A 26,759-nucleotide genomic window follows, 5' to 3' on the forward strand; every position below is an offset into this window, starting at 1 on the left:
GATCTTAGAATCACAACGAGGAACTCCCACAATGGACATGATTGGTCACTTTATCCAAGGCAAACTGTGTTACGACCATGCACGTACCCAAGCCGTTTATAACCCGTCAACAGGCGAGCAAAGCAAGGAAGTTGCGATTTCCAGTGTAGAAACTGTTGAGCAGGCGATTGCCGCTGCACAAGCCGCATTTCCTGAATGGCGTGATACCCCTGTGATTAAACGTGCGCGTGTCATGTTTAAATTTAAAGAATTACTCGAACAACATGCCGATAAAATCTGTGAATTAATCGGGGCTGAACACGGCAAAATCGTGCATGATGCTGCGGGTGAATTACAACGTGGTATTGAGAATGTGGAATATGCCTGTGGTGCACCAGAATTTTTAAAAGGTGAATTTAGCAAAAATGTCGGGCCATCAATTGATTCATGGAGTGAGTTCCAACCGCTCGGTGTGGTCGCAGGGATTACCCCATTTAACTTCCCCGTAATGGTACCGCTGTGGATGTTCCCGATGGCAATCGTCTGTGGTAACTGCTTTGTCTTGAAGCCATCGGAAAAAGATCCATCTTCAACACTGTTTCTTGCTGAATTGTTAAAACAGGCAGGTTTACCAGATGGTGTGTTTAATGTGGTGAATGGGGATAAAGTTGCAGTTGATACTTTACTGCACGATCGCCGTGTACAAGCGGTGAGTTTTGTTGGTTCAACCCCAATTGCCGAATACATTTATCAGACTGCAACTTCAACAGGTAAACGCTGTCAGGCACTTGGCGGTGCAAAAAACCATGCGATTGTGATGCCTGATGCAGATCTTGAAAATGTCGTGAGTTCATTGTTGGGTGCAGCATTTGGTTCATCGGGTGAGCGTTGTATGGCGTTGTCAGTTGCAGTTGCGGTAGGCGATGAAACAGCCGATGCGTTGGTACAGCAACTCAGTGAACGTATGCAAGGTTTGAAATACGGACACTTTGCCAATAAAGACAATGACTTTGGTCCAGTCATTACCGCAGAACATAAAGCCAAAGTGATCGGGCATATTGACAGTGCAGAGCAGCAAGGCGCAACGGTGGTGGTCGATGGTCGTCATGCTGCACCTGAAGGCTATGAAAATGGCTACTTTGTGGGTGCAACCCTGATTGACCATGTTAGTCCAGATATGCTCAGCTATAAGCAGGAAATCTTTGGCCCTGTGCTACAAGTGATTCGTGTTGCGACCATGCAAGAAGCCATGCAACTGATTAATGATCATGAATATGGCAATGGTACCTGTATCTATACCCGTGATGGGGAAGCTGCACGTTACTTTACCGATCATATTCAAGTGGGGATGGTTGGGGTGAACGTTCCACTGCCTGTACCAGTGGCTTATCATAGTTTTGGTGGTTGGAAGCGTTCATTGTTTGGTGATTTATATGCCTACGGGCCAGACGGTGCACGTTTCTACACGCGCCGTAAAACCATTACCCAACGTTGGCCATCGAGCAATGTTCGTGAAGGCGTACAATTCTCAATGCCAACGTTGAATTAATCGAATACAGTTATCCTTGCTGAATCAATTGACTGAGTTCCTGTGCTGCCTCGCGTAGCACAGGTTTATACACTATCAAATCCTGTAATGACTTACGAATTGTAGGTGCATGGGTATATAGACAAGCCACGATTTCTTGTTGTGCATTTAAAATCGGTACAGAACACGCCACCATACCTGCGATAAATTCTTCGTTATCTGTTCCAAGTTGCTGCTCAAAAATTTCTTGTAAATTCTGCTCTAACGCAGCTTTATCAATCAAGGTATTTTTCGTCATTTGCTCAATTGGCAAATGTTTCAGCACATTCGTCCGACGTTCTTTTTCTAAATAACTTAAAAACAATTTTCCACTCGATGTACACCATAATGGAACTTTTGAACCTACAGGTAAATAGACTTGCAAGGGCCAGTTGGTTTGTACCCGATCGGTGTAGAGCATTTCATTGTCTTGTAAAATGGCAATGCCACAAGTTTCACCAATCTGATTGGATAGCTTTTGCAAAATGGCAAGCCGTTCAATTTTCTTGGGTTCCTGATTCCATGAACTGATGAGCAGTGCATGAGTTCTTCGCCCGACAATATAACCGCCATAAGTGTCGAGTTTAATAAAACCTTCTTTTTCTAAGGTCTGTAATAAACGGTGAATGCTTGGTTTTGGAATATCGAGGGCGATGGCTAAATCGAGAGGAGTAGGAGGATGTTGTGCAGTTGCAATGGCCTCGATAATTTCAAGTACACGTGTAATCGAAGATCCCTTTTTCTTGATTTGATCTGCCACTTGTCCTGCCTTATCCTTAAATTGAATATAAAAAAGCTGTATATTTTTCAATATACAGCTTTGAAAATATTCAGTAAATGAAATTTTATACGGTGAAATCTTCACCCAAATAAACTTCACGAACTGTGGTATTTTCCAGAATTTCTTGTGCTGTACCCTCAGCAATCACAGAACCTTCACTGACAATGTAAGCTTTCTCACAAATTGCCAGTGTTTCACGCACGTTGTGGTCTGTAATTAACACGCCGATACCACGATCTTTCAGGTTTTGAATGATTTCTTTAATATCACCGACAGAAATCGGGTCAACCCCTGCAAAAGGTTCATCGAGCAGCATAAATTTAGGATTTGCTGCCAAAGCACGTGCAATTTCGGCACGACGGCGTTCACCACCAGACACGCTCATGCCTAAAGAATCTTTAATATGACTGATTTTAAAGTCATCGAGCAGTTCTTTCAGGCGTTGTTCACGCTGAGCTTTGTTCAGGTCTTTACGCGTTTCCAAAATCGCCATGATATTTTCACCAATGGTCAATTTTCTAAAAATCGAAGCTTCCTGTGGCAAGTAGCCAATACCTTTACGTGCGCGCTCGTGCATGGCAAAGTGCGATAAATCTTGGTCATCTAGATAAATCTCACCTTTGTCCATACGAACCAAGCCAACCACCATGTAGAAACTGGTGGTTTTACCCGCACCGTTTGGCCCGAGCAAACCCACAATTTGACCACTGTGCATTTCAAAAGAAACATCTTTGACTACCCAGCGTTTACTGTAGTTTTTGGCAAGATGACGAATGCGAAGCTTTTGTGGTTGATTGATGAGGGCATCACTCATTTACTTTTTGCTCCTGGCATTGATTGTGATGCATTGGGTGGAATCACAATCTGTACACGACCTTTATTTTGGCTTGCACCTGTAGAGGTTGCAGCGCCACCAGATGAGCTTCCTATGGCTTCAATATCGCCTTTGTTCATGCTGTAACGTAAGATTGCGCCGCGCAGACTAGCACCATCTTGATTGACATAGGCATTGCCACTGAGCGTAATAATTCCTGTGTCAGCATTGTAAACAATTTTTTGACCTTCACCATGTGCTAAACCTTTGTTGACATCCATTTTCTGTTGAAAACGTGCAGGATGACCATTGGCTGTAATGGTGCTAATTTGACGACTTTTATTGAGTTGTGCTGTTACTGAATCGGCTTGAAGTTTCATGGAGCCTTGTTCAATCACCACATTGCCCGTATAGGTGGTATAACCCGTTTTATCATTATAAGTTGCACGGTCTGCAACCAATGAAATCGGTTGATTACGGTCTGTTGGTAATGCAAATGCTGACATTGCCGTACTAGACAGGGCTCCTAAAATGACAACATTGAAGACCGCTTTAATAGATGAATGTTTAGGATTTAGGAGCATAGTTTCCTCGAATATTGAAAAACTCATATTGTCCTGAGTTTAAGTCTGCTTTTAAGCCATGACTTATAAACTGGCTTTGAGAAGAGTCAACAGTGACTTCATGAGTCGTTTCTAACTGTCGAGTTTTCGGATAGCCAGTCAATTGATCAGTCTTTAGAGTCATAACGCCTTGAGTGGTATTTTTGTGGGCAACCACATTGCCAGACAATATAATCTTTTGATTATCGTCATAACCATCGGCACGTGATGCCGCGTAAGTGGCATCAACCTTACCATGACTATAAGTAGTCGCATTGAAGTTATATAACTGAGATGTATTATTTTGTTTATTTTGTAGCATCTCATCAACTGAGGCGCGTGCAGAAACATACCCTTGTTGATCGGTTTGGGTGATTTTAACGTCTTTGGCCGCATAGGTCATATTACGTGCAGCATTGACATCGAGCTTTTTGCTTTTACCGCTATAGTAATAGTAACCACCGCTTATGGTTCCTATTACAATCGCTACGATATATAAAGTTTTAGTATCCATAAGCGTAGTTTATCAAACAAATGCTACTTAATGCGGGACAGCAGTGAATTTTTCAAGTAATTCTTGATAAACACCTTGGGCTTGTAGCAGCATATCGCACACTTCACGTACAGCACCACGTCCACCCATTGCTTGAGTCACCAAATCTGCCCGACGACGCACTTCAACGTGACCGTTTGGAACAGTGACTTTCATCCCTGCAATCGCAAATGCAGAAAGGTCTGGCCAGTCATCTCCCATATATAAACAGTCTTTTGGCAATAGGTTGAACTGCGCACATGCTTCACGAAGTGCTACACCTTTGTCTTCACGACCTTGGAAAACCAAATCGACTTTCAGGTCAGACATGCGTTTTTCTACGATATTGCTTTTTCGTCCAGTGATGATAATGACTTTTAAACCAGCATCTTGTACCAGTTTCATGCCTAAACCATCACGAATATCGAAAGATTTGATTTCATCACCAGTGTTCGTAAAAGTGACAAAACCATCACTTAAGATACCATCGACATCTAAAACCAAAGCCTTAATGTGGCTTGCTTGTTCTAATAACACATAAGATGCCATGTTTTATGCTACTCCAGCTTGAATAAGGTCATGCATACCAATGACACCAATGACTTTATGTTCTTGATCAGTGACAATACATTGGTGGATTTTTTTATCACGCAATTGTTCTAGGGCATCAACCGCACGGGCATGTTCAGAAATTGTAGCAGGATGATGAGTCATTACTTCGGCAACGGGCATATTGAGATTAATACTACTTTGTTTGCTGAGTAGGCGACGCAAGTCACCATCGGTAAAGACACCTAATAATTGATCATTTTCATCTGCAATTGTGGTTAGGCCTAAGCGTTTTTCCGTCATTTCATACAGAACATGACTCATTGGTGCTGTTGGTAAAACTTTAGGAAGATCCTTTCCTTTATGCATCAGATGTTCTACATGGAGTAACAGGCGTTTACCCAAAGCGCCTGCAGGATGTGAACGCGCAAAATCATCAGAGGTAAAGCCGCGTGCCTCTAGTAAAGCAACAGCTAACGCATCACCCAATGCCAGTGTCGCTGTGGTACTTGAAGTGGGTGCAAGACCTAGCGGACAAGCTTCATCAGCTGCGCCAAGTGTCAGTGCCACATCTGCATTTTGTGGCATTGGACCTTTAGTGTCGCGGCTAATGGTAATCAAAGGTACACCTAGATGTTTAATCAGAGGCATGAGCATCATGATCTCATCACTTTTTCCAGAGTTGGAAATGGCAATCAGGACATCACCTTTGACCAGCATACCCAAGTCACCATGACCTGCTTCACCTGGATGCATGAAGAAAGATGGCGTACCTGTGGAAGCAAATGTGGCTGCCATTTTACGACCAATATGCCCAGATTTTCCCATGCCTGTAACAACCAAACGACCTTTGCACTGTAAGATAATTTCACAGGCTTTTACGAAACGTTCATCAATTTCTATTGCTAAAACGTCAAGGGCTTGCTGTTCAATTTTTAAAGTTTCTAAAGCGACTTTTTTAAAATCAATGGAATTGATCATACTTGGAAAATTCAAAGTTAATTACCTTACCAATATTAAATACTTATTCACGGTTTAACAAAACAATCAAAATTATCTTAGCACAGAATATGCCAGACAAACTTTTGCAAAGCGTGTCTTTTTGCTTATCTTATATTTTTTAGGGATAAGACTTTGTGAAATATTGTGCATCAGTTATGATGAGGCATCTTTAGTTTGAACATTTGAAGACTTTATATGCAACCCTTTGTTTTATATAACTCTGAGCAACGTAAAAAAGTTGAATTTGTACCCCGTAAAGCAGGGCATATCGACATGTATGTTTGCGGTATGACCGTTTATGACTATTGTCATATTGGGCATGCTCGAGTCATGGTTGCATTTGATTACATTATTCGTTTCTTGCGTAGTCAGGGTTGGAATGTCAAATACGTACGCAATATCACCGATATTGACGACAAAATTATTAAACGTGCCAATGAAAATGGTGAAAGCATCACCGCATTGACCGATCGTTTTATTCAGGCCATGAATGAAGATGCTGAAAATCTGGGTTGTTTGCACCCAGATGAAGCACCACGTGCAACCGAATACATTGACCAGATGCAAAGCATGATCGGGAATTTGGTGGATAATGGCACAGCGTATCCTGCAAGTAATGGCGATGTTTATTTTCAAGTTGAAAAGTTTGCTAAATACGGTCGTTTGTCGGGTCGTAAGCTTGAAGATATGCAAGCAGGCGCTTCAGAGCGTGTCGATGTAGAAGTCGAGAAAAAGCACCCATTTGACTTTGTGCTTTGGAAACATGCCAAAGAAAATGAACCTGCTTGGGCTTCACCTTGGGGGCAAGGTCGCCCAGGTTGGCACATCGAATGTTCAGCAATGTCAACCTGCTGCCTCGGCAATCATTTTGATATTCATGGTGGTGGTTCTGACTTAATGTTCCCGCACCATGAAAATGAAATTGCACAAAGTGAAGCATCAACAGGCGAACAGTACGTGAATTACTGGATGCATGTCGGCTTTATTAATGTCGATGGTGAGAAAATGTCGAAGTCTTTAGGCAATTTCTTTACCATTCGCGATGTGATGGACAAATTCCATCCTGAAGTGATTCGTTACTTTATCGTGTCTTCACATTACCGTAGCCCAGTCAATTTCTCGGATGTGGCATTAAAAGAAGCGAAAACTGCTCTTAGCCGTTTCTACCATTCATTTAAGGCTTACCAGCAGGTGTATGGCGAAAAAACGGTTGAAACTTTAGATCAAGCACTGGTTGAGCGTTTTAATGCTGCTATGCGTGATGACTTTAATACTGCTGAAGCCATTGCGGTATTGTTTGAAATCAACAAAGAACTGAACCGTGCGGTGAAAGAAGAAAATACTGAACAGGCAGCGGTTTATTATTCAACCTTACGTCATCTGACCAACATTTTAGGTTTGGTACAGCACAATGTTGAGGACTTCTTAAAGTCAGATATCGGTCAGGACGCTTTAGGATTGTCTGAAGAACAAATCGAAGATTTGATTCAGCAACGTAAAGATGCCAAAAAAGCCAAAGATTTTGCTCAAGCGGACGAAATTCGTCAGTCATTGCTGGATCAAGGTGTGGTTTTGGAAGATACCCGTCAAGGGACTGTTTGGCGTCGTGCTGATTAAATCACCACTTGGACACCAAAAGAGTTGACAGCTTTTTGAAACACTCTATAATGCGTCCATATTGCGGGAATAGCTCAGTTGGTAGAGCATAACCTTGCCAAGGTTGGGGTCGCGAGTTCGAGTCTCGTTTCCCGCTCCAAAATTTAAAAAGCCTCAAGATTAAATCTTGGGGCTTTTTTTATGGTGTTTAAAATTAGAGTAAAGCTGATTTCATTAGGTTTTGATGATGTTAGATTAAGCACGTCGCACTATGCTGATAAGCCTGAACTTCCTGACTAAGCCACTCTACAAACTTCAAGATCAAACCACTATTTTGTTGTTCCGAATAAACAAAATAATAAGAACGCGAACCGACCAGCTTAAATCGAGAGGCAATCACTAAATCAGCATTGTTTAATTCTTTCTCAAGTAGCATCTGAGGAATGAGTGCCACGCCCATGTGATGTGTTGCGGCAACTGCAAGCATGGAAAAAAGCTCATGGCGTTGTCCATCCATTGTGGAAGGATAGTCATAACCTGCTGCATTGAACCATTCTTTCCAGATATAAGGTCGCGTCGTTTGCTGCAACAAAGGCAATTGGCTCAATTGCTGCGGAGTCAAATCAATTGCATTCAGATCCATTTCGGGGAAATATTTTTGAATGAGCTGAACCGAACAGACAGGAACAACCTCTTCCTGCATGAGAAATTCAACCTTTGCCTCAGGCCAGTTTTCAAGTTGGGACGGCGTACCTGCGTAGATTGCAGCATCAAAAATATGTTCACTAAATAAAAAGGGTTTGGTGCTGGTTTCAAGATGCACCGTAATTTCAGGATAGATCTGATTGAAGCGATACAGTCGAGGCAGCAGCCAACGAGTCGCGAAAGTAGGAACAACGCCGAGTTTCAGTGTGCCGCCAAGCCCTTTGTGCGACATGAGATCCATCGTGCTTTGTTCAATGTTCAATAATGAAGATTTAATATTTTTAAAATACTGTTCGCCTGCCAGCGTCAATTCCACGCCGTGGCGAGTACGTTGAAATAAACTCAGATTTAAAAATTCTTCTAATTGCTGAATTTGTCGAGAAACAGCACTTTGAGTAATACACAGTTCCTGCGCAGCGTGGGTATAGCTTTTATGTTTGGCGGCAGATTCAAAGCACAACAGTGACTGTAAAGATGGAATCATCCGACGCATATTACGATCCTTGTCATATCGGTGGATTTTTAGAATAAGGTATTTATAAATAACATAGATTGTCCTTAAAAATAAAATCTTCATTTTATAAAAATATAAAATTCATTGTATTTAAAATACTTTTTAAAGTTGGATCATTTTTTGTGAAATAAGATATGCGTAAACCGCATGTCTGCATGAAAAAGAATCGTTTGCCTGAGTCGAGAACTTGATCGTAGCATGAATGAAAAGATCAACCAGAACAGGCTAGGAAAGCAATGAATCAAATGCTGGAAACAACAAAAAAATCTGAACGTGTCCAATTTAACTGGCAAGACCCATTTCTGATCGAACAACAACTCACCGAAGAAGAACGCATGATTCGTGATGCAGCAGCGGCTTACTGTCAAGATAAACTTATGCCCCGTGTGCTTGAACAATTCCGCCATGAAACCACAGATCCCCGCATTTTTCGAGAAATGGGGGAGTTGGGGTTACTTGGGCCAACCATTCCTGAACAATATGGCGGAGCAGGTTTGAACTATGTTAGTTACGGTTTGATTGCCCGTGAAATCGAGCGGGTTGATTCGGGTTATCGTTCTATGGCAAGTGTACAAAGTTCCTTGGTGATGGTCCCGATTAATGAGTTTGGGACAGAAGAGCAGAAACAGAAATATCTGCCGAAACTGGCAACAGGTGAATATATTGGCTGTTTCGGGTTGACTGAGCCTGATCACGGTTCAGATCCTGCGGGCATGTCAACACGTGCCAAAAAAGTGGCAGGTGGATATCGCCTGAAAGGTTCAAAAATGTGGATTACCAATAGCCCGATTGCCGATGTATTTGTCGTTTGGGCAAAAGAAGTGTCAGAAGAAGGCAATGTTGGTGATATTCGCGGTTTCATTTTAGAAAAAGGTTGGCAAGGTTTATCTGCACCTGCAATTCACGGCAAAGTGGGGTTGCGTGCTTCGATTACAGGAGAAATTGTCATGGATGATGTCTTTGTCCCTGAAGAAAATGCCTTTCCTGAAGTTCGTGGTTTAAAAGGCCCATTTACCTGTTTGAATAGTGCACGTTATGGCATTGCATGGGGGGCGATGGGCGCCGCAGAATTTTGCTGGCACACCGCGCGTCAATACACACTCGACCGTCAGCAGTTTGGTCGACCGCTTGCAGCCAATCAGCTTATTCAGAAAAAACTGGCGGATATGCAAACCGAAATTGCACTCGGCTTACAGATCGCCTTGCGTTTTGGGCGTATGAAAGATGAAGGTCTTGCCGCAGTGGAAGGCACATCCTTAATTAAACGTAACAATTGTGGCAAGGCATTAGAGATTGCTCGTCTCGCTCGTGACATGTTGGGTGGAAATGGGATTAGTGATGAGTTCGGGATTGCCCGCCACTTGGTTAATCTTGAAGTTGTAAATACCTATGAAGGTACACATGACATTCATGCCTTGATTTTGGGGCGTGCGCAAACAGGCATTGCTGCATTTGCCAACTAGATAAAACCTTTTCATTAAAAATTCTTGGAGATGCTCGTTGTGGGCATCTTGAGGAGATTTAAAATTTCAAAATGCCGAGGGAATGGCAGTACAGGCAAATTGAAATTGGGATGACACATCATAAAAATAATTGGGATGGAGCAATGGGTGCATTAACAGGGTTGCGTGTACTGGATTTGAGTCGGGTGCTGGCTGGCCCTTGGTGTGGTCAGATTCTCGCAGATTTAGGGGCGGAGGTGATCAAGATCGAACGTCCCAAACTGGGGGACGATACCCGTATGTGGGGACCTCCGTGGATGCCCGATGAACAGGGAGATGCCACCCGAGAAGCGGGTTATTATCAGTCGGCAAACCGTAATAAATATTCAGTCGCGGTTGATATCGCCTCAAAACAAGGGCAATTGCTGATTCAGGACATGGTTAAAAATACCGATGTGCTGATTGAAAACTATAAGGCAGGCTCTTTAGTTAAATACGGTCTGGACTATGCCAGCCTCAGCAAGATCAATCCTCGACTAGTGTATTGTTCGATTACAGGTTTTGGGCAGACAGGGCCACGTGCGGCTGAACCTGGTTATGACTTTATTATTCAGGGTATGGCGGGACTGATGAGCATTACAGGTGAACCTGAAAATGTGCCGCAAAAAGTTGGGGTTGCTGTAACGGATTTACAAACAGGGCTGTATGCCACCATTGCAATACAGGCGGCGTTGTGGTCACGTCTCACGACTGGAAAAGGTCAGCATATTGATCTGTCACTGCTTGATGTTCAGGTTGCGGGTTTGGCCAATCAGGGCATGAATTATCTGCTGACAGAAAAATCCCCAGTGCGGATGGGTAATACGCATCCGAATATTGTGCCGTATCAGACATTTAAAGCAAAAGATAAAGACTTTATTATTGCCTGTGGAAATGACAAGCAGTTTAAAGCTCTGTGTATGGCCATTCAGCGACCAGACCTTGGGGATCATCCTAATTTTCGTTCAAATCAGGATCGGGTGAAACACCGTCATGTTTTGGTTCAGCAATTGGAGCAGCACTTTTTAACTCAAAATGCCCAATTTTGGGTGGATTGTATTCATGCGAAACAAGTCCCTGTAGGCATGATTAACTCGATTGCAGAAGCATTACAGGAACCACAGATTCAGGCGCGCAATATGTTGGTAAATGTGCCACATCCGCAAAATGCTGAATTTAAAATGATTGCTTCGCCGATTAAACTGTCGGGTACACCGATTGAATACCGTCAAGCGCCCCCTCGTTTAGGGGAGCACACTTGGACGGTCTTAAAACGGTATCGTAGTGAGAGCGAACTAAGGCAGCTCGCAGCTACAGGAGTGATTGAGGCTTTTACTGAGCAAGATGATGTGGTGGGTGTGGAATAAGATCGAGAAAAAAGGATTATTCGACTTTATTTCATAAGTCATTTTCTAAACAATAAATCACAATATAAATACCCTCATCCTAACCTTCTCCCAAAGGGAGAAGGAACTTTTAATATTAATGATCTATTATTGACAGGCATTTTGAAATGACATTATGCCTGTCTGTACCTGAAAACTTATTCCTGCGGCTGTGCGTAGTTCATCACCGAGAGCAGGCGAATCGGAACCTGAATCAGTTTTTCTGGGCCGTGTGGAATCTCACCTTCCAAAGTTAAACAGTCGCCTGGTTGCATATGAAACACTTCATGCCCGTGACGATACAACAATTCACCTTCGACTAAATACAGCATTTCTGTTCCTGGATGAGCAAAAGTCGGGAACTCCTCACTGGCATCGTCCATGCTGACCAAATAGGCTTCAAAGTTTTTACGTGGGCCGCGTGAATGGGTCAATAAATGATAAGTATGTCCTTTTTCTGTGCCACGGCGAACCACTTCCATACCATCACCCGATTTCACCAACATGGCATGACTCTCTTGCTGATCGTACTGGCTAAATAAAGTCGACATGGGAATACCGAGTACTTCACATAAGCGGCTTAAGGTTTCAAGGCTGGTCGAAACCTGAGCATTTTCAATTTTACTGAGCATGCCCTGACTAATTCCTGCGATCTGTGCAACCTCAGACAATTTTAAACCCTGTTCTTGGCGGTTACGTTTGATTTGAATGCCAATATATTGTTCAAGCTTTAAACTATTTTTACTTTGTCTCATTCTGGTTCATTCCTGCACTATTTTGATACTGATCTTGCTGTGTATTTTACTGCAAAGCACAACCGAACTTCGCTAAAAAATAAAATTCCTATTGTGAAATATATATTCTTGTTGGAAATATAGTCAAATTTTACCTCTCATTCACAAATTTCGTCTGTTGCTTAAAAGTTGGCAAGGGATTTGCTTTCTTAATAGGAAAGAAAATTTCTTAAATGGAATTTTTAAACCATGTAAGCACAGAAAGATGCATTTTCTGCACCACATTCAGTTTTTGTCATATGGGAGTATGCCAAATGTTGCAGCAAGCCGTAACCGAGATGTTTGATCAACATCAACTCATCAAAAAACCGATGTATCGTCCAGAGGTTCAGCAGGTGATTGATCAGTACCAATTAAAATATGTATTGGCTCAGTTTGTCGATATTCATGGTGCTGCAAAAACCAAGTCTGTGCCGATTTCTGGCTTAAAAGCCATTGAAAAAGATGGTGTAGGCTTTGCGGGTTTTGCCATCTCGGGAATGGGAATGCAGCCGCATGGGCCAGATTTTATGGTGAAAGGCGATTTGTCGAACTTAACCCCTGTGCCATGGCAACCAGGTTATGGTCGTGTGGTGTGCGAAGGCTATGTCAATGGTCAGCCGCATCCTTACGATTCACGTTATGTTTTGCGTAAACAAGTTGAGCGTTTAAGTGCGAAAGGCTGGACATTGAATACAGGTCTAGAGCCAGAGTTTAGCCTATTTCGCCGTGGTGAAGATGGTTCACTCAAAATGGTGGATGATTCAGATAACCTCGATAAACCTTGCTATGACTATAAAGGTTTATCGCGTTCACGTGAATTTTTAGAACGTTTAACTGAAGCGCTTATTCCTGTGGGTTTCGACATTTACCAAATTGACCATGAAGATGCCAACGGTCAGTTTGAAATCAACTATACCTACAGCGATGCCATGAATTCGGCAGACATGTTCACGTTCTTCCGCATGGCAGCAGGGGAAATTGCTAACGATTTAGGCATGATCTGCTCATTTATGCCGAAACCAGATCCAAAACGTGCGGGCAACGGTATGCACTTCCACTTGTCAATTGGCAGTGAAGAATCTAGCAACCTATTCCATGACCCAAGTGACCCAAGTGGTATGGGCTTATCCAAAATGGCGTATCACTTCATTGCAGGTTTGCTTGAGCATGGCCCAGCACTCTGTGCGTTCTGTGCGCCAACCGTGAACTCTTATAAACGCCTTGTAGTGGGTCGTTCATTGTCTGGTGCGACATGGGCACCTGCATTTATTGCCTACGGTTCTAACAACCGTTCAGCGATGGTGCGTATTCCGTATGGTCGTATCGAACTACGTCTGCCAGATGCAGGCTGTAATCCTTACTTGGTTTCAGCGGCAATTATTGCGGCAGGTCTAGATGGCATTGAACGTGAATTGACGCCACCAGCCGCCTGCAATGAAAACTTGTACAGCCTTGGCTTGGAAGAAATCGCTGCACGTGGCATTGAAACCTTGCCACAGTCGCTTAAAGAGGCAGTCGATGCACTCAAAGCAGATCCACTGTTCCGTGAAAAACTGGGTACAGAAATCGTGGATGAATTCATCGATCAAAAAAGCATGGAATGGGTTGAATACAGTCGACATGTGTCTGACTGGGAAGTTAAGCGTTATACCGAATTTTTCTAAATTTTAAGATAAATCAACAGAATTAAACTTCTTTGATCATTGTTTACGCCCTCTTTGTTTTTCTCCCATAGGGAGAAATGAAAGGGATTTATGAAAGAAGTCCATCGAATCTATTGGAGTAAGCATTATGTGTGGCATTGTCGGACTATATTTAAAAAACCCAGCGCTCGAATCTCAATTGGGCAAACTGTTTGAACCGATGCTTGAAGCCATGACTGGACGTGGCCCAGACAGCGCAGGCTTTGCGATCTATGGCGATGAAGTACAAGATGGCTGGGTCAAACTGACCCTACAAAGCACGGATGAAAGCTTTAACTGGCAAGCATTTGCAGAAAAACTGGAAGCAAAACTCGGTACAGGCTTTGACTGGTTCCAAAATGCAACCGCAGCCGTGCTGAAAGTCGAAGCAGATGAAACCACCGTTCGTGCAGCAATTACTGAACTTGCACCTGAACTGAAAATCATGAGCGTTGGGCAAAGCATCGAAATTTTAAAAGGCATGGGCTTACCTGTGGAAATTTCTGAACGCTTTGGCTTAGCCAACATGAAAGGCAGCCACATTATCGGGCATACCCGTATGGCAACTGAAAGTGCGGTGACTATGGAGGGCAGCCACCCATTCTCAACGGGTGCAGATCTTTGCTTAGTGCACAACGGTTCATTGTCGAACCATGCGCGTTTACGTCAGGAACTCAAACGCGAAGGCATTCATTTTGAAACCGATAACGACACTGAAGTGGCTGCAGGTTATTTGGCTTGGCGTTTACAAGAAGGGGACAACCTCGAACAAGCGCTGAATCATGCCCTTGATGACTTGGATGGTTTCTTTACTTTTGCGATTGGTACACGTGACGGTTTCGCCGTGATTCGTGATCCGATTGCCTGCAAACCAGCAGTGTTGGCAGAAACCGATGACTATGTGGCAATGGCTTCTGAATATCAGGCATTGGCTTCACTTCCAAACATCGACAAAGCCAAAGTTTGGGAACCAGAACCAGCGACTTTATATGTCTGGGAACGCTCAACAGCCAAGACTGGCGCAGCAGCATAAAAACCAAAAACAGATTAGAGGAATAAAGACGATGAATAGCACAGTATTGGCAGACAAAATCGAATTAAAAGACACTTATGATTTGAGCGTGGACAGCATTCGCGAACTCAATCAGGCATTACATACCCCTGAATTAGTGGCTGCGATTCCTGCATGGACGGTACACAACCCAGCAGGTCAACACAATATTGCGGTCGGCATGAAAGCCCCTGTACAAGTGACCATTGACGGGCATGCAGGTTATTACTGCGCAGGCATGAACCAAGAAGCCGATGTGATTGTGAACGGAAACGTGGGTGTTGGTGTTGCTGAAAACATGATGTCAGGTTCAGTTCGCATTAAAGGCAATGCGTCACAAGCAGCAGGCGCAACAGCACACGGTGGTTTGTTGGTGATTGATGGAGATGCAGGCGCACGCTGTGGCATCTCGATGAAAGGCGTGGACATTGTAGTGGGTGGCAGCATTGGACACATGAGCTGCTTTATGGGACAAGCAGGACGCTTGGTGGTGTGTGGCGATGCAGGCGATGCATTGGGTGATTCACTGTATGAAGTGCGCATTTATGTCAAAGGCACAGTGAAATCTTTGGGTTCAGACTGTATTGAAAAAGAAATGCGCCCAGAACATATTGCTGAGTTATCCGAGTTGTTGGAACAGGCGGGATTTGATGAAGATCCAACCACCTTCAAACGCTATGGCTCAGCACGCCAACTGTACAACTTCAAAGTCGACAACGCATCTGCTTACTAAACCAAACGTGGCTCGGAGATATTTACGATGACTCAATCTACTACTCAATTTGAACCAGTATTACGCGAATCTGCTACGTTTGACCGTTTAACGATTCAGGAAATTCAACGTGCTGCCGCTACAGGGATTTATGACATCCGCGGTGGGGGTACAAAACGCAAATTACCCCATTTCGATGACTTGTTATTGCTGGGTGCAAGTATGTCGCGTTATCCACTTGAGGGTTATCGTGAAAAATGCGGAACCGATGTGGTACTTGGCACACGCTTTGCCAAAAAACCGATTCACCTGAAAGTGCCTGTAACGATTGCAGGAATGAGCTTTGGTGCATTGTCTGCCAATGCTAAAGAAGCGTTGGGACGTGGTGCAACCATGGTCGGCACATCAACAACAACGGGTGATGGTGGTATGACGCCTGAGGAACGTGGTCATTCACAAACTTTGGTGTATCAATACCTGCCTTCACGTTATGGCATGAACCCAGATGACTTGCGTAAAGCCGATGCGATTGAAATTGTCCTTGGTCAAGGTGCAAAACCAGGCGGTGGTGGTATGCTTTTGGGTATGAAAGTGACTGAACGTGTGGCAGGTATGCGTACACTTCCAGTCGGTGTCGATCAACGCAGTGCCTGTCGTCACCCAGACTGGACAGGCCCAGATGATCTTGCAATTAAAATTGCCGAAATCCGTGAAATCACCGATTGGGAAAAACCAATTTATGTGAAAATCGGGGCAAGCCGTCCATATTACGATGTCAAACTTGCAGTCAAAGCAGGGGCAGATGTAATCGTACTCGATGGTATGCAAGGCGGTACGGCTGCAACTCAAGAAGTGTTTATTGAACATGTCGGTATTCCAATTTTACCTGCCATTCCACAAGCGGTTCAGGCATTGCAAGAAATGGGAATGCACCGCAAAGTTCAGTTGATCGTGTCAGGCGGGATTCGTACAGGTGCAGACGTGGCAAAAGCCATGGCACTGGGTGCAGATGCAGTCGCAATTGGTACAGCAGCCTTGATTGCACTGGGGGATAACCATCCACGCTTAAATGATGAATTGAAAAAAATTGGTTCAGCATCAGGTTATTACGATGACTGGCAAAATGGTCAAGACCCTGCTGGGATCACCACGCAAAACCCTGAGTTAGCTAAAAACCTTGACCCGATTGAAGGTGGTCGCCACTTAGCAAACTACTTACGTGTGTTGGTACTTGAAGCACAAACTATGGCACGTGCTTGTGGTAAATCACACTTGCACAACCTTGACCCTGAAGACTTGGTGGCGCTCACTGTTGAAGCAGCAGCGATGGCACGTGTGCCACTGGCAGGAACCAACTGGGTACCTGGTCAAGTTCAGTTCTAAGTGATTTAAATCCCCCATTAAAGCGAGCCATGTGCTCGCTTTTTTATTACAGACTTTTACAGCGATGATTTGTTATTCTTGACAAGTAATTATTGAAATAACAATGAGTTTAAAGATCATGGACAATAGTAATAAAAAATTAAAACCAAGCATTGTCTGGTTAACACAACCTGAAGCCCATGACTATCCCGCTGCGAGTTCCTATCTCTCTTTGATTCTTGATCCCATCCAAGTGAAAAAATTGCTCGATCAGTTACAAAAACAACCCATCAGTCAATTCAAAGCCAAAGATATTTTTCGTGCAGCACAGCTTCCCTTGCTCGATGCGCATAATTTTCATGTGGCACGAGATATCACCAAGATTGAACAGGAAAAAGCGCTTTCTCCATTATTACTTGTTCGAGATCTTGCTCAGCATAAAGTGATTATTGCCGATGGCTATCATCGTCTATGTGCCGTGTATTTACACGATGAAGATGCTTTAATTCCATGCCAAATCGTTTCATTTGATGCAAGTTGAGTCGTTGAATGAATGCCAATAAAAAATCTTCAATTTTTGATGTAGTCGCAGGCTTATCCATCGCAGGGTTGTTATTGCCTGAAGCTGTGGCTTATTCCAACATTGCAGGCTTGTCCCCACAAAGCGGTCTAGTGGCTTTGGTCATTGGTTTAATTGTGTATGGATTGATTGGGCGTAGCCGTTTTGCAATCGTTTCTTCAACATCTTCTTCCGCAGCAGTGTTGAGCTCAGGTTTAGCCACTATTGTTGCATTATCTTCGCCTGAGCGAGCCAGTTTGGCGTATGCCTTGGTATTTTTATCTGGGATTTTGCTGGTGATTGCGGGCTTGTTCAAGCTTGGCGAAGTCACACAATTTATTGCCAAACCTGTACTCAAAGGTTTTTCTTTTGGTTTGGCTCTGAGCATTGTGGTGAAACAGTTACCCTCAGTCTTGCAGGTTCATCCTGAACACAGTGATTTCTTTCGGCAGATTTGGGGATTCATTACGGCGTATCAGGACTGGAATGTTTATGCGTTCGGCATGGGTATTGTGACCTTTGCAACTCTAAAACTCACCCAAAGCTATAAAACCATTCCTGTGGCTTTATTGTTGATTATCTTGGGAATTAGTTTAAATGTATTGGGTTATACAGCACAATGGGGAATTCATTCGGTTGGGCATTTTGAATTTGTTTTACCGAGTGCCAGTTTGCCCAACTTGAGTATGAATAGCTGGCTGCAACTGGTTGAAATTGCCCTTGCAGTAGCACTGATTGTGTATGCTGAGTCCTATACCTCAATCCGTACTTTTGCCTTAAAATATAATGATCCGAGCGAACCTAACCGTGACCTTATTGCATTGGGTGTCGGTAATATCTGTTCGGGATTACTCAAAGGTATGCCGCTAGGCGCAGGCTACTCCGCCACCTCAGCCAATGAAGCCGCAGGTGCAACAAGTAAAAAATCGGCGTGGGTTGCAGCGCTGGCAGTCATCCTGTTTTTAGTATGTTTTCGTCAATATATTGCCAATATTCCTGAGCCGATTCTGGCCAGTATTGTGATGTATGCGGTCAGTGGGCATATTCGTCTTGCACCCTTTAAACAGTATTTTATTTGGCGTAAAGATCGTATTCTTTCGATTACTGCAATTTGGGCTGTGATTATTTTTGGTGTGCTGAATGGCTTAATTATCGCAATTGCGGTCAGTATTTTAATGATGCTGAAAAGTTATGCTGTTCCCCGTATTGCATGGCTTGGGCGCTTAGATGGAGGACATGACTTTGTCGATATGGATCGCTTTCCTGAAGCGGTTGCTCCATATGAAATTTTAATTGCCCGACCTGATCATCCGATGTTTTTTGCCAATGCTGAAAAAATCTGTAATGCGATCTTAACTAAAATTGCGACACAGCATTATGAGCATGTGATTTTAAATCTGGAAGAATGTCCGAGTCTTGATAGTACCAGTATTGAAGAACTACTTCTGCTTGCTACCCGTTTACATGAACAACAAATTGACTTGAGATTGGCACGTGTACGCCGTTCAGTGGCGCAGACCTTGTTGTATGTCAACAGTCCTTTATTTCCTCAATCGACTTACACGGCTCAAAGTGTCGATGATGCTGTACAGGAGTATGAACGGAGAGCTTCATCTGCAACCTGATGTTACTTCATTAACTTGAAGTTAATGTTCTGCATTTCGAGTTTATTGATCAAAAATCCTGAACAGGGTTTTATAGATGAAAACATGAACTGCAGAACAGGACATCACATGGAAGGCTCGGTACAGCATAAAGATCGAATTTGGAATAAACGCCGTTATGCCAAGCAGATTAAATTGGACTTGGCACGCAAATTTGCCGACGGTGTGGTGATTCCAACCCAAAATATTGTTCAGGCGCTTGAAACCCTGATTACTCCAGGCGATCGGGTTGTCCTCGAAGGCAACAACCAAAAACAAGCCGACTTTCTTTCACGTTCATTGGCACAAACCAACCCAGATATTTTGCATGATTTGCACATGATCATGCCGAGTGTTGGGCGTCCAGAACATCTCGATTTATTTGAAAAAGGTATTGCCCGCAAACTGGATTTTTCATTTGCAGGTACACAAAGCCTACGCATTAGCCAGTTACTTGAAGATGGCTTACTGGAAATCGGGGCAATTCATACCTACATCGAACTGTATTCACGTTTATTGGTCGACCTGATTCCGAATGTGGTGTTGTCGGCTGGCTTTATGGCAGACCGTCACGGCAATATTTATACGGGCGCAAGTACCGAAGATTCTCCAGCGTTGATTGAACCTGCGGCATTTAGCGACGGTATTGTGATTGTACAGGTCAACAAACTGGTCGATGACGTGACTGACTTGCCACGTGTCGACATTCCTGCCTCTTGGGTGGACTTTGTGGTGGTGGCAGATCGCCCATTTTATATTGAACCGCTGTTTACCCGTGACCCAAAACACATCAAACCTGTGCATGTCCTTATGGCAATGATGGCGATTCGCGGGATCTATGAAAAGCATCAGGTGCAGTCGTTGAATCATGGGATTGGCTTTAATACCGCAGCGATTGAGTTAATCTTGCCGACTTATGGTGAATCACTGGGGCTTAAAGGCAAGATTTGCCGTAACTGGACACTCAATCCACATCCGACCCTCATTCCTGCGATTGAATCGGGCTGGGTGGAAAGCGTGCACTGCTTCGGGACAGAACTGGGCATGGAAAAATATGTGGCAGCGCGTCCCGATGTGTTCTTTACAGGGCGTGATGGTTCGCTGCGTTCCAACCGTATGATGTGTCAGTTAGCAGGGCAATATGCTGTCGATCTGTTTATTGGTGCAACTTTACAGGTCGATGGACAAGGACATTCTTCAACGGTGACTAAAGGTCGTTTGGCAGGTTTTGGTGGTGCACCGAATATGGGACATGACCCGCGTGGTCGTCGACATGGTACACCTGCATGGCTGGATATGCGTCCTCAAGGCTTAAATGACACCGATACCTACTTGGCACGCGGCAAAAAATTGGTGGTGCAAATGGTGGAAACTTTCCAAGAGGGTGGCAAACCGACCTTTGTGGATCAGCTTGATGCCGTCGATGTTGCGAAAAAATCAGGTATGCCACTTGCGCCAATCATGATTTATGGCGATGACGTGACGCATTTACTCACCGAAGAAGGCATTGCCTACTTATATAAAGCCGACAGTCAGCAACAACGTGAAGAAATGATCGCGGCAGTGGCAGGGGTCACTGATATTGGTTTACGTCACGATCCGAAAAATACCGAACGCTTACGCCAAGCAGGTTTGGTGGCATTCCCTGAAGATTTGGGCATTCGCCGTACAGATGCAACCCGTGAGTTGCTTGCTGCAAAAAATATCGCTGACTTGGTGACATGGTCAGATGGTTTGTACGAACCGCCTGCGAAATTTCGGAGTTGGTAAATGAATGCATTTTTTCAACCCAAACCGCAGCGTTGCCTTGCCGATACGCTAGCCGATTTTGCAGTACAGGCATTACTTGATGAAGTCCGTCTGTCGCCAAAACCTGCATTGGTTGATGCACGCAGTGCAGGCGCACATCAAGATTTAAGCTTAAGTTTGATGGAACAGTCAGCAGAAAGTTTAAGAGAAATGTTTGTTGCCATGAGTGTGGCAGCAACATGGCATGGTGAAGTTTCACAGGCATTACGCGAACAGATTGGACAGCTTGGACGTGAGGGCGAACAACGCATGTTGGCGGTAACAGGTGGCGTCAATACTCATCGTGGCGCAATTTGGGCACTCGGTTTATTGGTTACGGCAGCGACATTATCACCACAAGGGACATCCGCAGAAGACATCTGTTTTTGTGCAGGGCAAATCGCACAAATTGAAGATCGGGCTGTGAGCGTGCAATCAACGCTCAGTCATGGGCAAATGGTGTTGCAGAAACATGGCAAGCAAGGCGCAAAACAGCAAGCTCAGCAAGGTTTCCCTGCGATTCGTCAGCATGCTTTGCCGCAGCTTCGTCAAACCCGACAGCATTCAATGCGAGAGGAATTTGCCCGCCTAGATGCACTGCTTGCATTGATGCAACATTTGGATGATACCTGCGTGCTGCATCGGGCAGGTCTAAACGGTTTAAACCGTATGCAGCAAGGTGCAGGTAAAGTGTTGGCTTTGGGTGGTTATACCAGTCTGGCGGCGCGTCGTGAACTGCATTTGCTGGAAATTGATTTATTGCGGTTGAATGCATCACCAGGTGGTGCAGCGGATTTATTGGCAGCGACGATATTTGTCGATCGGGTAGAACGTGAACACGGCGAATAACCCATAAGGATAAAGAACATGGAAATATTGAATTTTGAATTTGCTGCCCAAGTTGTTGCCAAACAACGTGCGTTGGTGGGTTGTGTCGGTTCGGGTGATTTGGAAATTTTGGTTGAGCCTCACGACGGTGACACCTTAAACATTCAGGTCACCACATCGGTCGATGGCAGCCAAATGCGCTGGAAAAATCTGCTTGAACGCGTGTTTGCTATGCAGCAATTGCCTGCGGTCAATATTGAAATTAATGACTTTGGTGCAACCCCAGGCGTGGTGCGCTTACGTTTAGAGCAAGCTTTGGAGGAAGTGCAACATGACTGATATTCAGGACTTATTACAGCGTAGCAGCTTTATTGAACTTTCAGCGCGTCAGCGTGCACAAAGCCTGCTCGATGTGCGTTACCGTGAACTGGTTGACCCATTCGACCGTATGACATCGCCGTGGTTGCCTAAGCAAAATATTGTGCCGCAAGCCGATGATGGCGTGGTGGTGATTAAAGGCACCATGCAACAGCAACCTGTGGTGGTGATTGCGATTGAGGGGGCATTTCAAGGTGGAAGCCTTGGTGAAGTAGGCGGTGCAAAAATCGCGGGGGCTTTGGAACTGGCGATTGAAGATAACCTTAAAGGCATTCCCACCGCAGCCATATTATTGCTCGAAACAGGTGGTGTACGTTTACAGGAAGCCAATCTGGGCTTGGCAGCGATTGCCGAAATTCATTCAGCTATTGTGGAATTAAGGCAGTATCAACCTGTGATTGGAATTGTGGCTGGCAGTGTGGGTTGTTTTGGTGGTATGTCGATTGCTGCAAGTTTATGTAGCTATTTGATTCTGACTCAGGAAGGTCGTTTAGGTCTCAATGGCCCGCAAGTGATTGAGCAGGAAGCAGGTGTTCAAGAATACGATGCTAAAGATCGTCCATTTATCTGGAGCATTACAGGGGGTGCACAACGCTTTGCATCAGGTCTGGTCGATGCCTTTGTTGAAGATGATGTGGAACAGATTCATCAGCAAGTCCAGCAGTTTTTAAGTGCAGGCTGCCCAACTCAGCCGCGTAGTTCGCGCTATGCATGGTTCTTGGAAAAAATGGCACAGGTCGATACCTCTGAACAGATCAGCCCAAGTGCAGTGCAGCAGTTATATCAAGGAGAGTCCGCATGAATATGGATGTGAATGCAACGCGTGTCGCCACTCGCGGTCTGAACTGGTTCAATGCGCTGACAGCAGAATCAAGTTTTAAAATGGTTTCTGATTTTCCTGCATCATTACGGGTTGCCGATGGTGAACTGAATGGTTATCCCGTCCGCGTGATTGCGGTGGTGGCAGATACCAACAATCAGTTTCCACGTGCACAACAAGGCGAAGTAGGTTTACTTGAAGGTTGGTCACTGGCAAAAGCCGTGGATCAAGTCATTCAAGCCGATCAAGCTCAGTCACAAAAACGCGCCATCTTGTGTGTGGTCGATGTGCCGAGTCAGGCTTATGGTCGCCGTGAGGAAGTTTTAGGGATTCATCAGGCTTTGGGCGCTGCCGCAGATCGTTATATTACTGCGCGTTTGGCAGGGCATCCTGTGATTAGTCTGTTGGTCGGTAAAGCCATGTCAGGTGCATTTTTGGCACATGGTTATCAGGGCAATCGATTAATTGCTTTGGATGATGAAGGTGTGATGGTACATGCGATGGGCAAGGAATCTGCTGCACGCGTGACCTTGCGCAGTGTTGAAGAACTGGAGCAACTGGCATCGAAAGTTGCGCCTATGGCGTATGACATTCACAATTATCACAGCTTAGGTTTACTGGCAGAAATTTTACAGGTTCAGAATATTGTGCATCCACAAGCGGAAGATGTGCAGTTGATTCAGCAGCATGTGTCAGCCGCATTGCAAGATATTCTGCACAGCCAAGATCGGAGTTTATCTTCACGCTTTCACGGTGAAAACCGTCAGGCATCGCAAAAAGTGCGTGCCTTACTGCGTGAACAATGGTCACGTGAGCAATCTGCATGATGAGCGCACCACAAGCCCACGACCTGCTTTGGGGAATGCCACTCGGTGCACTTCCAGAGCAAGCGCCTGATTGGGCATGGCAGGCGATTGCTACGGGGCAACCTGTGGTGGTACGCCGTGCTGTGACCCATGAAGATCAGATCGCCGTGGGAATTCGTGGTGCACAGCGTCAGCAACGCTTGGGCTGTGTTATGCCAAAAGTTGCAATTCAGCGCATAGTGAAACCTGAACAGTTGATTATGGTTGATGCTGAACAATTTCCTGTAATTGCAGAAAAAGTTCAGCCGATTGCTCAAGTGTTACAGGCAACAGAATGGACGTGGGGTATTACAGGCAGTACAGGCTTTGAGTTGGCAACAGGTCTGCAAGTGACCCATGCCAACAGTGATTTGGATATCCTGATTCGCATGCCAAATGAGTTGTCTAAAGCAGATGCAAAAGCCTTATGGGATGCCTTGCAACAGACATCGGTACGTATGGATGTGCAATTGCAAACCCCATGCGGTGGTGTGGCATTGGCAGACTGGGCAAATGCCCGACATCAGGTGCTCTTGAAACGTGCACAAGGTGCGGTGTTGGTGGATAACCCTTGGATGGTGCAGGAGGTGGCTGCATGAGTACATTATGGGTCTATCCGGGTCAGGGCGTACAAAAGCCGAACATGCTGCACGACTTACCACAAAATGATGTGACGCAGCGTTATTTAGACCGAGCTTCACACGCTTTAGGGCAGGATGTACTTAGTTTGGATACGCAAGAAGCCTTGCAATCGACCCGAGCTGTGCAACTGTGTTTACTGATTGCAGGTGTGGTGAGTTCACAGCAACTGTTGCAGAAACAGTTTAAACCTGATTATGTGGCAGGGTTGTCAATCGGGGCATGGGCTGCGGCAGTGATTGCCGACGTACTGAGCTTCGAAGATGCCGTCAGACTGGTCGCGTTGCGTGGTGAGCTGATGCAAACTGCATATCCGACAGGTTATGGCATGACTGCCATCATCGGGACGAGTCGGACACAGGTTGAACATTGGGTCAACCAAGTTCAGCAGCAAGAAGGGCAAGTTTATGTGGCGAATATCAATGCTGCAAACCAGATTGTGATTTCGGGTGCAAATGCCGCCATGCAAGATGTGGTGAGTTTGGCAGAGCAGCAAGGTGTTTTAGCAAAACGTTTACAGGTCAGTGTGCCATCACACTGTGAATTATTGGAACAGCAAGCGCAAACCTTGGCGCAAGCGATGCAAGAGGTTGAGTTTAAAACAGCAAAGATTCGATATTTGAGTAGTAGTACCGCGCGTTTGATGATGAGCGCTTCACAGATTCGTCAGGATTTGGCAGGCAATATGGCGTGTATCGTGGAATGGGAAAGCACGATACAAGCGGCATGGGAGCGGGGTGTTCGGTTGCAACTAGAGTTGCTGCCTGGCACGGTACTCACAGGGCTTGCTCGCTGTATATTTAAAGAAGGCTCAGTCATGGCGTTTCAAGGAACGCGCCTCGACAATATTATGATTGCAATGCAACAGCAGTACGAAAGCGTTTAATTTCACTTTCGGTACTGCAAAAAATAGATGAATTTCCAAGGATATGAGGAAACTACAATGATTATATATGGAACTGCAATACTCGCAATTTGCCACTTACTGGGTGATTATCTCGGCAATCTGCTCGGCATGGCACTTGGTGTCAAAGCCAATGTTGGCGGTGTTGCGATTGCGATGATTTTGCTGATTTTGTCAAAAGAGTTGTTAGCCAAAAGAGGCTACTTACCACAAGTGACTCAATTCGGTGTGTTGTACTGGTCGGGCATGTATATTCCGATTGTGGTTGCCATGTCGGCAGGACAAAACGTGGTTGCAGCACTATCTGGCGGTATGTTGGGACTCATCGTTTCAGTGGCTTCTCTGATCGGCACAGTTTTAGTGATTCGTTATTTGAACCGTATGAGTGGCGACTACGAAACCTATGAATGGACAGTCACTGAAATCAAAGAAAAAACAGCATAACGCCTTAAGGAAAATGGCAATCATCTCAACATGACAGGGAATAAAAAATTATGGAAGTTTTAGTCACCGTTTTAAGTAAAAATGCCTTGGTCACTGCATTGGCCGTCACAGGGTTAATGATGTTTGTGTCCCATGTACTGTCTAAATACCTCACCAAAGGGAAGCTCCAAAGTTCAGCGATTGCAATTATGCTCGGTTTGGTCGTAGCGTACTTTGCAGGCGTCTATACGCATGGTACCAAAGGCATTTCAGACCTCACCATCTTCTCTGGTTTTGCTTTACTTGGTGGAGCCATGATTCGTGATCTTGCAATTGCTTCGACCGCTTTTGAGGTTGATGTCAAAGAAGTCAAAAAGGCTGGGAAAATTGGTTTAATCGCCCTTATGCTTGGTTGCGTTGTGCCTTTTGTGATTGGTGTGATGACTGCTTGGTTAATGGGTTATCGTGACCCGATTGCCATGACCACCATTGGTGCAGGTGGAATGACCTATATCGTTGGCCCGATTACAGGTTCAGCGATTGGTGCAAGCTCAGATGTGATTGCACTCTCGATTGCGATTGGTTTGATCAAGTCCGTGTTCTTTATGGTCGGGACACCATTACTTGCGAAATTTATGTACCTTAAAAGCCCGCGTTCAGCCATGATTTTTGGTGGTTTGGCGGGCACAACGAGTGGTACAGCTGCAGGCTTGGCAGGAACAGATGTGCGTTTAGTGCCTTATGGTGCTTTGGTTGCCACGTTCTATACAGGTTTAGGCTGTTTGCTTGGCCCTTCAGTGTTCTTCCTTACTGTGAATGCGATCTTTGGTTAAGCAAAACTT

Annotated in this window: 27 protein-coding genes and 1 tRNA gene; 20 read left to right on the forward strand and 8 right to left on the reverse strand. The window is 44.8% G+C overall.

Annotated features, from left to right (window positions below; translation table 11 throughout):
* Window positions 1-31: 31 nt before the first annotated feature.
* Window positions 32-1,528 carry a CoA-acylating methylmalonate-semialdehyde dehydrogenase gene (locus tag LVY74_RS03610; protein WP_237813878.1) on the forward strand — a complete coding sequence of 499 codons (1,497 nt, stop codon included), beginning with the start codon at window positions 32-34 and terminating at the stop codon, window positions 1,526-1,528.
* Between the two features lie 10 nt (window positions 1,529-1,538).
* On the opposite strand, the gene LVY74_RS03615 is transcribed toward LVY74_RS03610, so the two are convergent.
* The 6 genes from LVY74_RS03615 to LVY74_RS03640 form a co-directional block, all read right to left on the reverse strand.
* Window positions 1,539-2,294: an IclR family transcriptional regulator gene (locus LVY74_RS03615; protein ID WP_237814101.1), complete on the reverse strand. Its 756-nt coding sequence runs from the start codon at window positions 2,292-2,294 to the stop codon at window positions 1,539-1,541.
* 97 nt (window positions 2,295-2,391) lie between these two features.
* Entirely contained in the window at window positions 2,392-3,141 is a 750-nt protein-coding gene (gene lptB / locus LVY74_RS03620) for an LPS export ABC transporter ATP-binding protein (RefSeq protein WP_151709209.1), read from the reverse strand.
* On the reverse strand, window positions 3,138-3,725 hold the full coding sequence (gene lptA / locus LVY74_RS03625) for a lipopolysaccharide transport periplasmic protein LptA (RefSeq protein ID WP_237813879.1): 588 nt from the start codon (window positions 3,723-3,725) through the stop codon (window positions 3,138-3,140). The genes lptB and lptA overlap by 4 nt, the downstream gene beginning before the upstream one ends.
* Window positions 3,709-4,257, reverse strand: a complete 549-nt coding sequence (gene lptC / locus LVY74_RS03630; protein WP_237813880.1) for an LPS export ABC transporter periplasmic protein LptC — start codon at window positions 4,255-4,257, stop codon at window positions 3,709-3,711. Before lptC ends, lptA begins: the two co-directional genes overlap by 17 nt.
* Window positions 4,258-4,284: 27 nt before the next feature.
* The gene (locus LVY74_RS03635) at window positions 4,285-4,824 is read right to left on the reverse strand and encodes a KdsC family phosphatase (protein WP_237813881.1); all 540 of its coding nucleotides are present in this window, start codon (window positions 4,822-4,824) and stop codon (window positions 4,285-4,287) included.
* 3 nt (window positions 4,825-4,827) lie between these two features.
* Window positions 4,828-5,805, reverse strand: a complete 978-nt coding sequence (locus tag LVY74_RS03640; protein ID WP_237813882.1) for a KpsF/GutQ family sugar-phosphate isomerase — start codon at window positions 5,803-5,805, stop codon at window positions 4,828-4,830.
* Window positions 5,806-6,021: 216 nt separating this feature from the next.
* Here LVY74_RS03640 and cysS point away from each other — a divergent pair, with 216 nt between their 5' ends.
* On the forward strand, window positions 6,022-7,443 hold the full coding sequence (gene cysS, locus LVY74_RS03645; protein WP_237813883.1) for a cysteine--tRNA ligase: 1,422 nt from the start codon (window positions 6,022-6,024) through the stop codon (window positions 7,441-7,443).
* 63 nt (window positions 7,444-7,506) lie between these two features.
* Window positions 7,507-7,582, forward strand: a tRNA-Gly gene (locus tag LVY74_RS03650).
* A 90-nt stretch (window positions 7,583-7,672) separates the two neighbouring features.
* On the opposite strand, the gene LVY74_RS03655 is transcribed toward LVY74_RS03650, so the two are convergent.
* Window positions 7,673-8,620, reverse strand: a complete 948-nt coding sequence (locus tag LVY74_RS03655) for a LysR substrate-binding domain-containing protein (protein ID WP_237813884.1) — start codon at window positions 8,618-8,620, stop codon at window positions 7,673-7,675.
* A gap of 257 nt (window positions 8,621-8,877) precedes the next feature.
* Between LVY74_RS03655 and LVY74_RS03660 the strand changes: the two genes are divergently transcribed.
* Window positions 8,878-10,104 (forward strand): acyl-CoA dehydrogenase, encoded by a 1,227-nt coding sequence (locus tag LVY74_RS03660; protein ID WP_237813885.1) that lies wholly within the window; start codon window positions 8,878-8,880, stop codon window positions 10,102-10,104.
* Window positions 10,105-10,247: 143 nt separating this feature from the next.
* The gene (locus LVY74_RS03665; RefSeq protein ID WP_237814102.1) at window positions 10,248-11,489 is read left to right on the forward strand and encodes a CaiB/BaiF CoA transferase family protein; all 1,242 of its coding nucleotides are present in this window, start codon (window positions 10,248-10,250) and stop codon (window positions 11,487-11,489) included.
* A gap of 176 nt (window positions 11,490-11,665) precedes the next feature.
* Here LVY74_RS03665 and LVY74_RS03670 read toward each other — a convergent pair whose 3' ends face one another.
* Complete coding sequence (locus LVY74_RS03670; protein WP_151709216.1) at window positions 11,666-12,262, reverse strand: helix-turn-helix domain-containing protein; 597 nt, start codon at window positions 12,260-12,262, stop codon at window positions 11,666-11,668.
* Between the two features lie 293 nt (window positions 12,263-12,555).
* Between LVY74_RS03670 and glnT the strand changes: the two genes are divergently transcribed.
* The 15 genes from glnT (at window position 12,556) to madM (ending at window position 26,750) form a co-directional block, all read left to right on the forward strand.
* Window positions 12,556-13,947, forward strand: coding sequence for a type III glutamate--ammonia ligase (gene glnT / locus LVY74_RS03675; RefSeq protein WP_237813886.1), 1,392 nt, complete (start codon window positions 12,556-12,558; stop codon window positions 13,945-13,947).
* A gap of 127 nt (window positions 13,948-14,074) precedes the next feature.
* Window positions 14,075-14,998: a class II glutamine amidotransferase gene (locus LVY74_RS03680; RefSeq protein ID WP_237813887.1), complete on the forward strand. Its 924-nt coding sequence runs from the start codon at window positions 14,075-14,077 to the stop codon at window positions 14,996-14,998.
* A gap of 31 nt (window positions 14,999-15,029) precedes the next feature.
* A complete protein-coding gene (locus tag LVY74_RS03685) occupies window positions 15,030-15,749 on the forward strand; it encodes a protein glxC (protein ID WP_237813888.1) in 720 nt (239 codons plus the stop codon).
* Window positions 15,750-15,776: 27 nt separating this feature from the next.
* Window positions 15,777-17,111 carry an FMN-binding glutamate synthase family protein gene (locus LVY74_RS03690; RefSeq protein ID WP_111891815.1) on the forward strand — a complete coding sequence of 445 codons (1,335 nt, stop codon included), beginning with the start codon at window positions 15,777-15,779 and terminating at the stop codon, window positions 17,109-17,111.
* 103 nt (window positions 17,112-17,214) lie between these two features.
* Entirely contained in the window at window positions 17,215-17,631 is a 417-nt protein-coding gene (locus LVY74_RS03695; RefSeq protein ID WP_237813889.1) for a hypothetical protein, read from the forward strand.
* Window positions 17,632-17,639: 8 nt separating this feature from the next.
* The gene (locus LVY74_RS03700) at window positions 17,640-19,274 is read left to right on the forward strand and encodes a SulP family inorganic anion transporter (RefSeq protein ID WP_237813890.1); all 1,635 of its coding nucleotides are present in this window, start codon (window positions 17,640-17,642) and stop codon (window positions 19,272-19,274) included.
* A gap of 108 nt (window positions 19,275-19,382) precedes the next feature.
* Entirely contained in the window at window positions 19,383-21,062 is a 1,680-nt protein-coding gene (mdcA, locus tag LVY74_RS03705) for a malonate decarboxylase subunit alpha (RefSeq protein ID WP_237814103.1), read from the forward strand.
* On the forward strand, window positions 21,063-21,929 hold the full coding sequence (locus LVY74_RS03710) for a triphosphoribosyl-dephospho-CoA synthase (RefSeq protein ID WP_237813891.1): 867 nt from the start codon (window positions 21,063-21,065) through the stop codon (window positions 21,927-21,929).
* 18 nt (window positions 21,930-21,947) lie between these two features.
* Window positions 21,948-22,247, forward strand: a complete 300-nt coding sequence (locus tag LVY74_RS03715) for a malonate decarboxylase subunit delta (RefSeq protein WP_237813892.1) — start codon at window positions 21,948-21,950, stop codon at window positions 22,245-22,247.
* Window positions 22,240-23,088, forward strand: a complete 849-nt coding sequence (locus LVY74_RS03720) for a biotin-independent malonate decarboxylase subunit beta (protein ID WP_237813893.1) — start codon at window positions 22,240-22,242, stop codon at window positions 23,086-23,088. The genes LVY74_RS03715 and LVY74_RS03720 overlap by 8 nt, the downstream gene beginning before the upstream one ends.
* A complete protein-coding gene (mdcE, locus tag LVY74_RS03725; RefSeq protein WP_237813894.1) occupies window positions 23,085-23,933 on the forward strand; it encodes a biotin-independent malonate decarboxylase subunit gamma in 849 nt (282 codons plus the stop codon). Before LVY74_RS03720 ends, mdcE begins: the two co-directional genes overlap by 4 nt.
* Window positions 23,930-24,550: a malonate decarboxylase holo-ACP synthase gene (locus tag LVY74_RS03730; RefSeq protein WP_237813895.1), complete on the forward strand. Its 621-nt coding sequence runs from the start codon at window positions 23,930-23,932 to the stop codon at window positions 24,548-24,550. Before mdcE ends, LVY74_RS03730 begins: the two co-directional genes overlap by 4 nt.
* Window positions 24,547-25,476 (forward strand): malonate decarboxylase subunit epsilon, encoded by a 930-nt coding sequence (gene mdcH, locus LVY74_RS03735; protein WP_237813896.1) that lies wholly within the window; start codon window positions 24,547-24,549, stop codon window positions 25,474-25,476. Before LVY74_RS03730 ends, mdcH begins: the two co-directional genes overlap by 4 nt.
* Window positions 25,477-25,533: 57 nt before the next feature.
* Window positions 25,534-25,938 (forward strand): malonate transporter subunit MadL, encoded by a 405-nt coding sequence (madL, locus tag LVY74_RS03740; protein WP_237813897.1) that lies wholly within the window; start codon window positions 25,534-25,536, stop codon window positions 25,936-25,938.
* Window positions 25,939-25,988: 50 nt separating this feature from the next.
* A complete protein-coding gene (gene madM / locus LVY74_RS03745; protein WP_237813898.1) occupies window positions 25,989-26,750 on the forward strand; it encodes a malonate transporter subunit MadM in 762 nt (253 codons plus the stop codon).
* Window positions 26,751-26,759: the final 9 nt, after the last annotated feature.

This window comes from Acinetobacter sp. ME22, from assembly GCF_022012315.1.
Taxonomy (GTDB): domain Bacteria; phylum Pseudomonadota; class Gammaproteobacteria; order Pseudomonadales; family Moraxellaceae; genus Acinetobacter; species Acinetobacter brisouii_A.

Excerpts from the sequence above, each read along its gene's own strand:
- LVY74_RS03610 (WP_237813878.1), top strand. The coding sequence starts at position 32 with ATGGACATGATTGGTCACTTTATCCAAGGCAAACTGTGTTACGACCAT.
- lptB (WP_151709209.1), bottom strand. The coding sequence starts at position 3,141 with ATGAGTGATGCCCTCATCAATCAACCACAAAAGCTTCGCATTCGTCAT.
- lptA (WP_237813879.1), bottom strand. The coding sequence starts at position 3,725 with ATGCTCCTAAATCCTAAACATTCATCTATTAAAGCGGTCTTCAATGTT.
- lptC (WP_237813880.1), bottom strand. The coding sequence starts at position 4,257 with ATGGATACTAAAACTTTATATATCGTAGCGATTGTAATAGGAACCATA.
- LVY74_RS03635 (WP_237813881.1), bottom strand. The coding sequence starts at position 4,824 with ATGGCATCTTATGTGTTATTAGAACAAGCAAGCCACATTAAGGCTTTG.
- LVY74_RS03640 (WP_237813882.1), bottom strand. The coding sequence starts at position 5,805 with ATGATCAATTCCATTGATTTTAAAAAAGTCGCTTTAGAAACTTTAAAA.
- cysS (WP_237813883.1), top strand. The coding sequence starts at position 6,022 with ATGCAACCCTTTGTTTTATATAACTCTGAGCAACGTAAAAAAGTTGAA.
- LVY74_RS03655 (WP_237813884.1), bottom strand. The coding sequence starts at position 8,620 with ATGCGTCGGATGATTCCATCTTTACAGTCACTGTTGTGCTTTGAATCT.
- LVY74_RS03660 (WP_237813885.1), top strand. The coding sequence starts at position 8,878 with ATGAATCAAATGCTGGAAACAACAAAAAAATCTGAACGTGTCCAATTT.
- LVY74_RS03665 (WP_237814102.1), top strand. The coding sequence starts at position 10,248 with ATGGGTGCATTAACAGGGTTGCGTGTACTGGATTTGAGTCGGGTGCTG.
- LVY74_RS03670 (WP_151709216.1), bottom strand. The coding sequence starts at position 12,262 with ATGAGACAAAGTAAAAATAGTTTAAAGCTTGAACAATATATTGGCATT.
- glnT (WP_237813886.1), top strand. The coding sequence starts at position 12,556 with ATGTTGCAGCAAGCCGTAACCGAGATGTTTGATCAACATCAACTCATC.
- LVY74_RS03680 (WP_237813887.1), top strand. The coding sequence starts at position 14,075 with ATGTGTGGCATTGTCGGACTATATTTAAAAAACCCAGCGCTCGAATCT.
- LVY74_RS03685 (WP_237813888.1), top strand. The coding sequence starts at position 15,030 with ATGAATAGCACAGTATTGGCAGACAAAATCGAATTAAAAGACACTTAT.
- LVY74_RS03690 (WP_111891815.1), top strand. The coding sequence starts at position 15,777 with ATGACTCAATCTACTACTCAATTTGAACCAGTATTACGCGAATCTGCT.
- LVY74_RS03695 (WP_237813889.1), top strand. The coding sequence starts at position 17,215 with ATGAGTTTAAAGATCATGGACAATAGTAATAAAAAATTAAAACCAAGC.
- LVY74_RS03700 (WP_237813890.1), top strand. The coding sequence starts at position 17,640 with ATGAATGCCAATAAAAAATCTTCAATTTTTGATGTAGTCGCAGGCTTA.
- mdcA (WP_237814103.1), top strand. The coding sequence starts at position 19,383 with ATGGAAGGCTCGGTACAGCATAAAGATCGAATTTGGAATAAACGCCGT.
- LVY74_RS03710 (WP_237813891.1), top strand. The coding sequence starts at position 21,063 with ATGAATGCATTTTTTCAACCCAAACCGCAGCGTTGCCTTGCCGATACG.
- LVY74_RS03715 (WP_237813892.1), top strand. The coding sequence starts at position 21,948 with ATGGAAATATTGAATTTTGAATTTGCTGCCCAAGTTGTTGCCAAACAA.
- LVY74_RS03720 (WP_237813893.1), top strand. The coding sequence starts at position 22,240 with ATGACTGATATTCAGGACTTATTACAGCGTAGCAGCTTTATTGAACTT.
- mdcE (WP_237813894.1), top strand. The coding sequence starts at position 23,085 with ATGAATATGGATGTGAATGCAACGCGTGTCGCCACTCGCGGTCTGAAC.
- LVY74_RS03730 (WP_237813895.1), top strand. The coding sequence starts at position 23,930 with ATGATGAGCGCACCACAAGCCCACGACCTGCTTTGGGGAATGCCACTC.
- mdcH (WP_237813896.1), top strand. The coding sequence starts at position 24,547 with ATGAGTACATTATGGGTCTATCCGGGTCAGGGCGTACAAAAGCCGAAC.
- madL (WP_237813897.1), top strand. The coding sequence starts at position 25,534 with ATGATTATATATGGAACTGCAATACTCGCAATTTGCCACTTACTGGGT.
- madM (WP_237813898.1), top strand. The coding sequence starts at position 25,989 with ATGGAAGTTTTAGTCACCGTTTTAAGTAAAAATGCCTTGGTCACTGCA.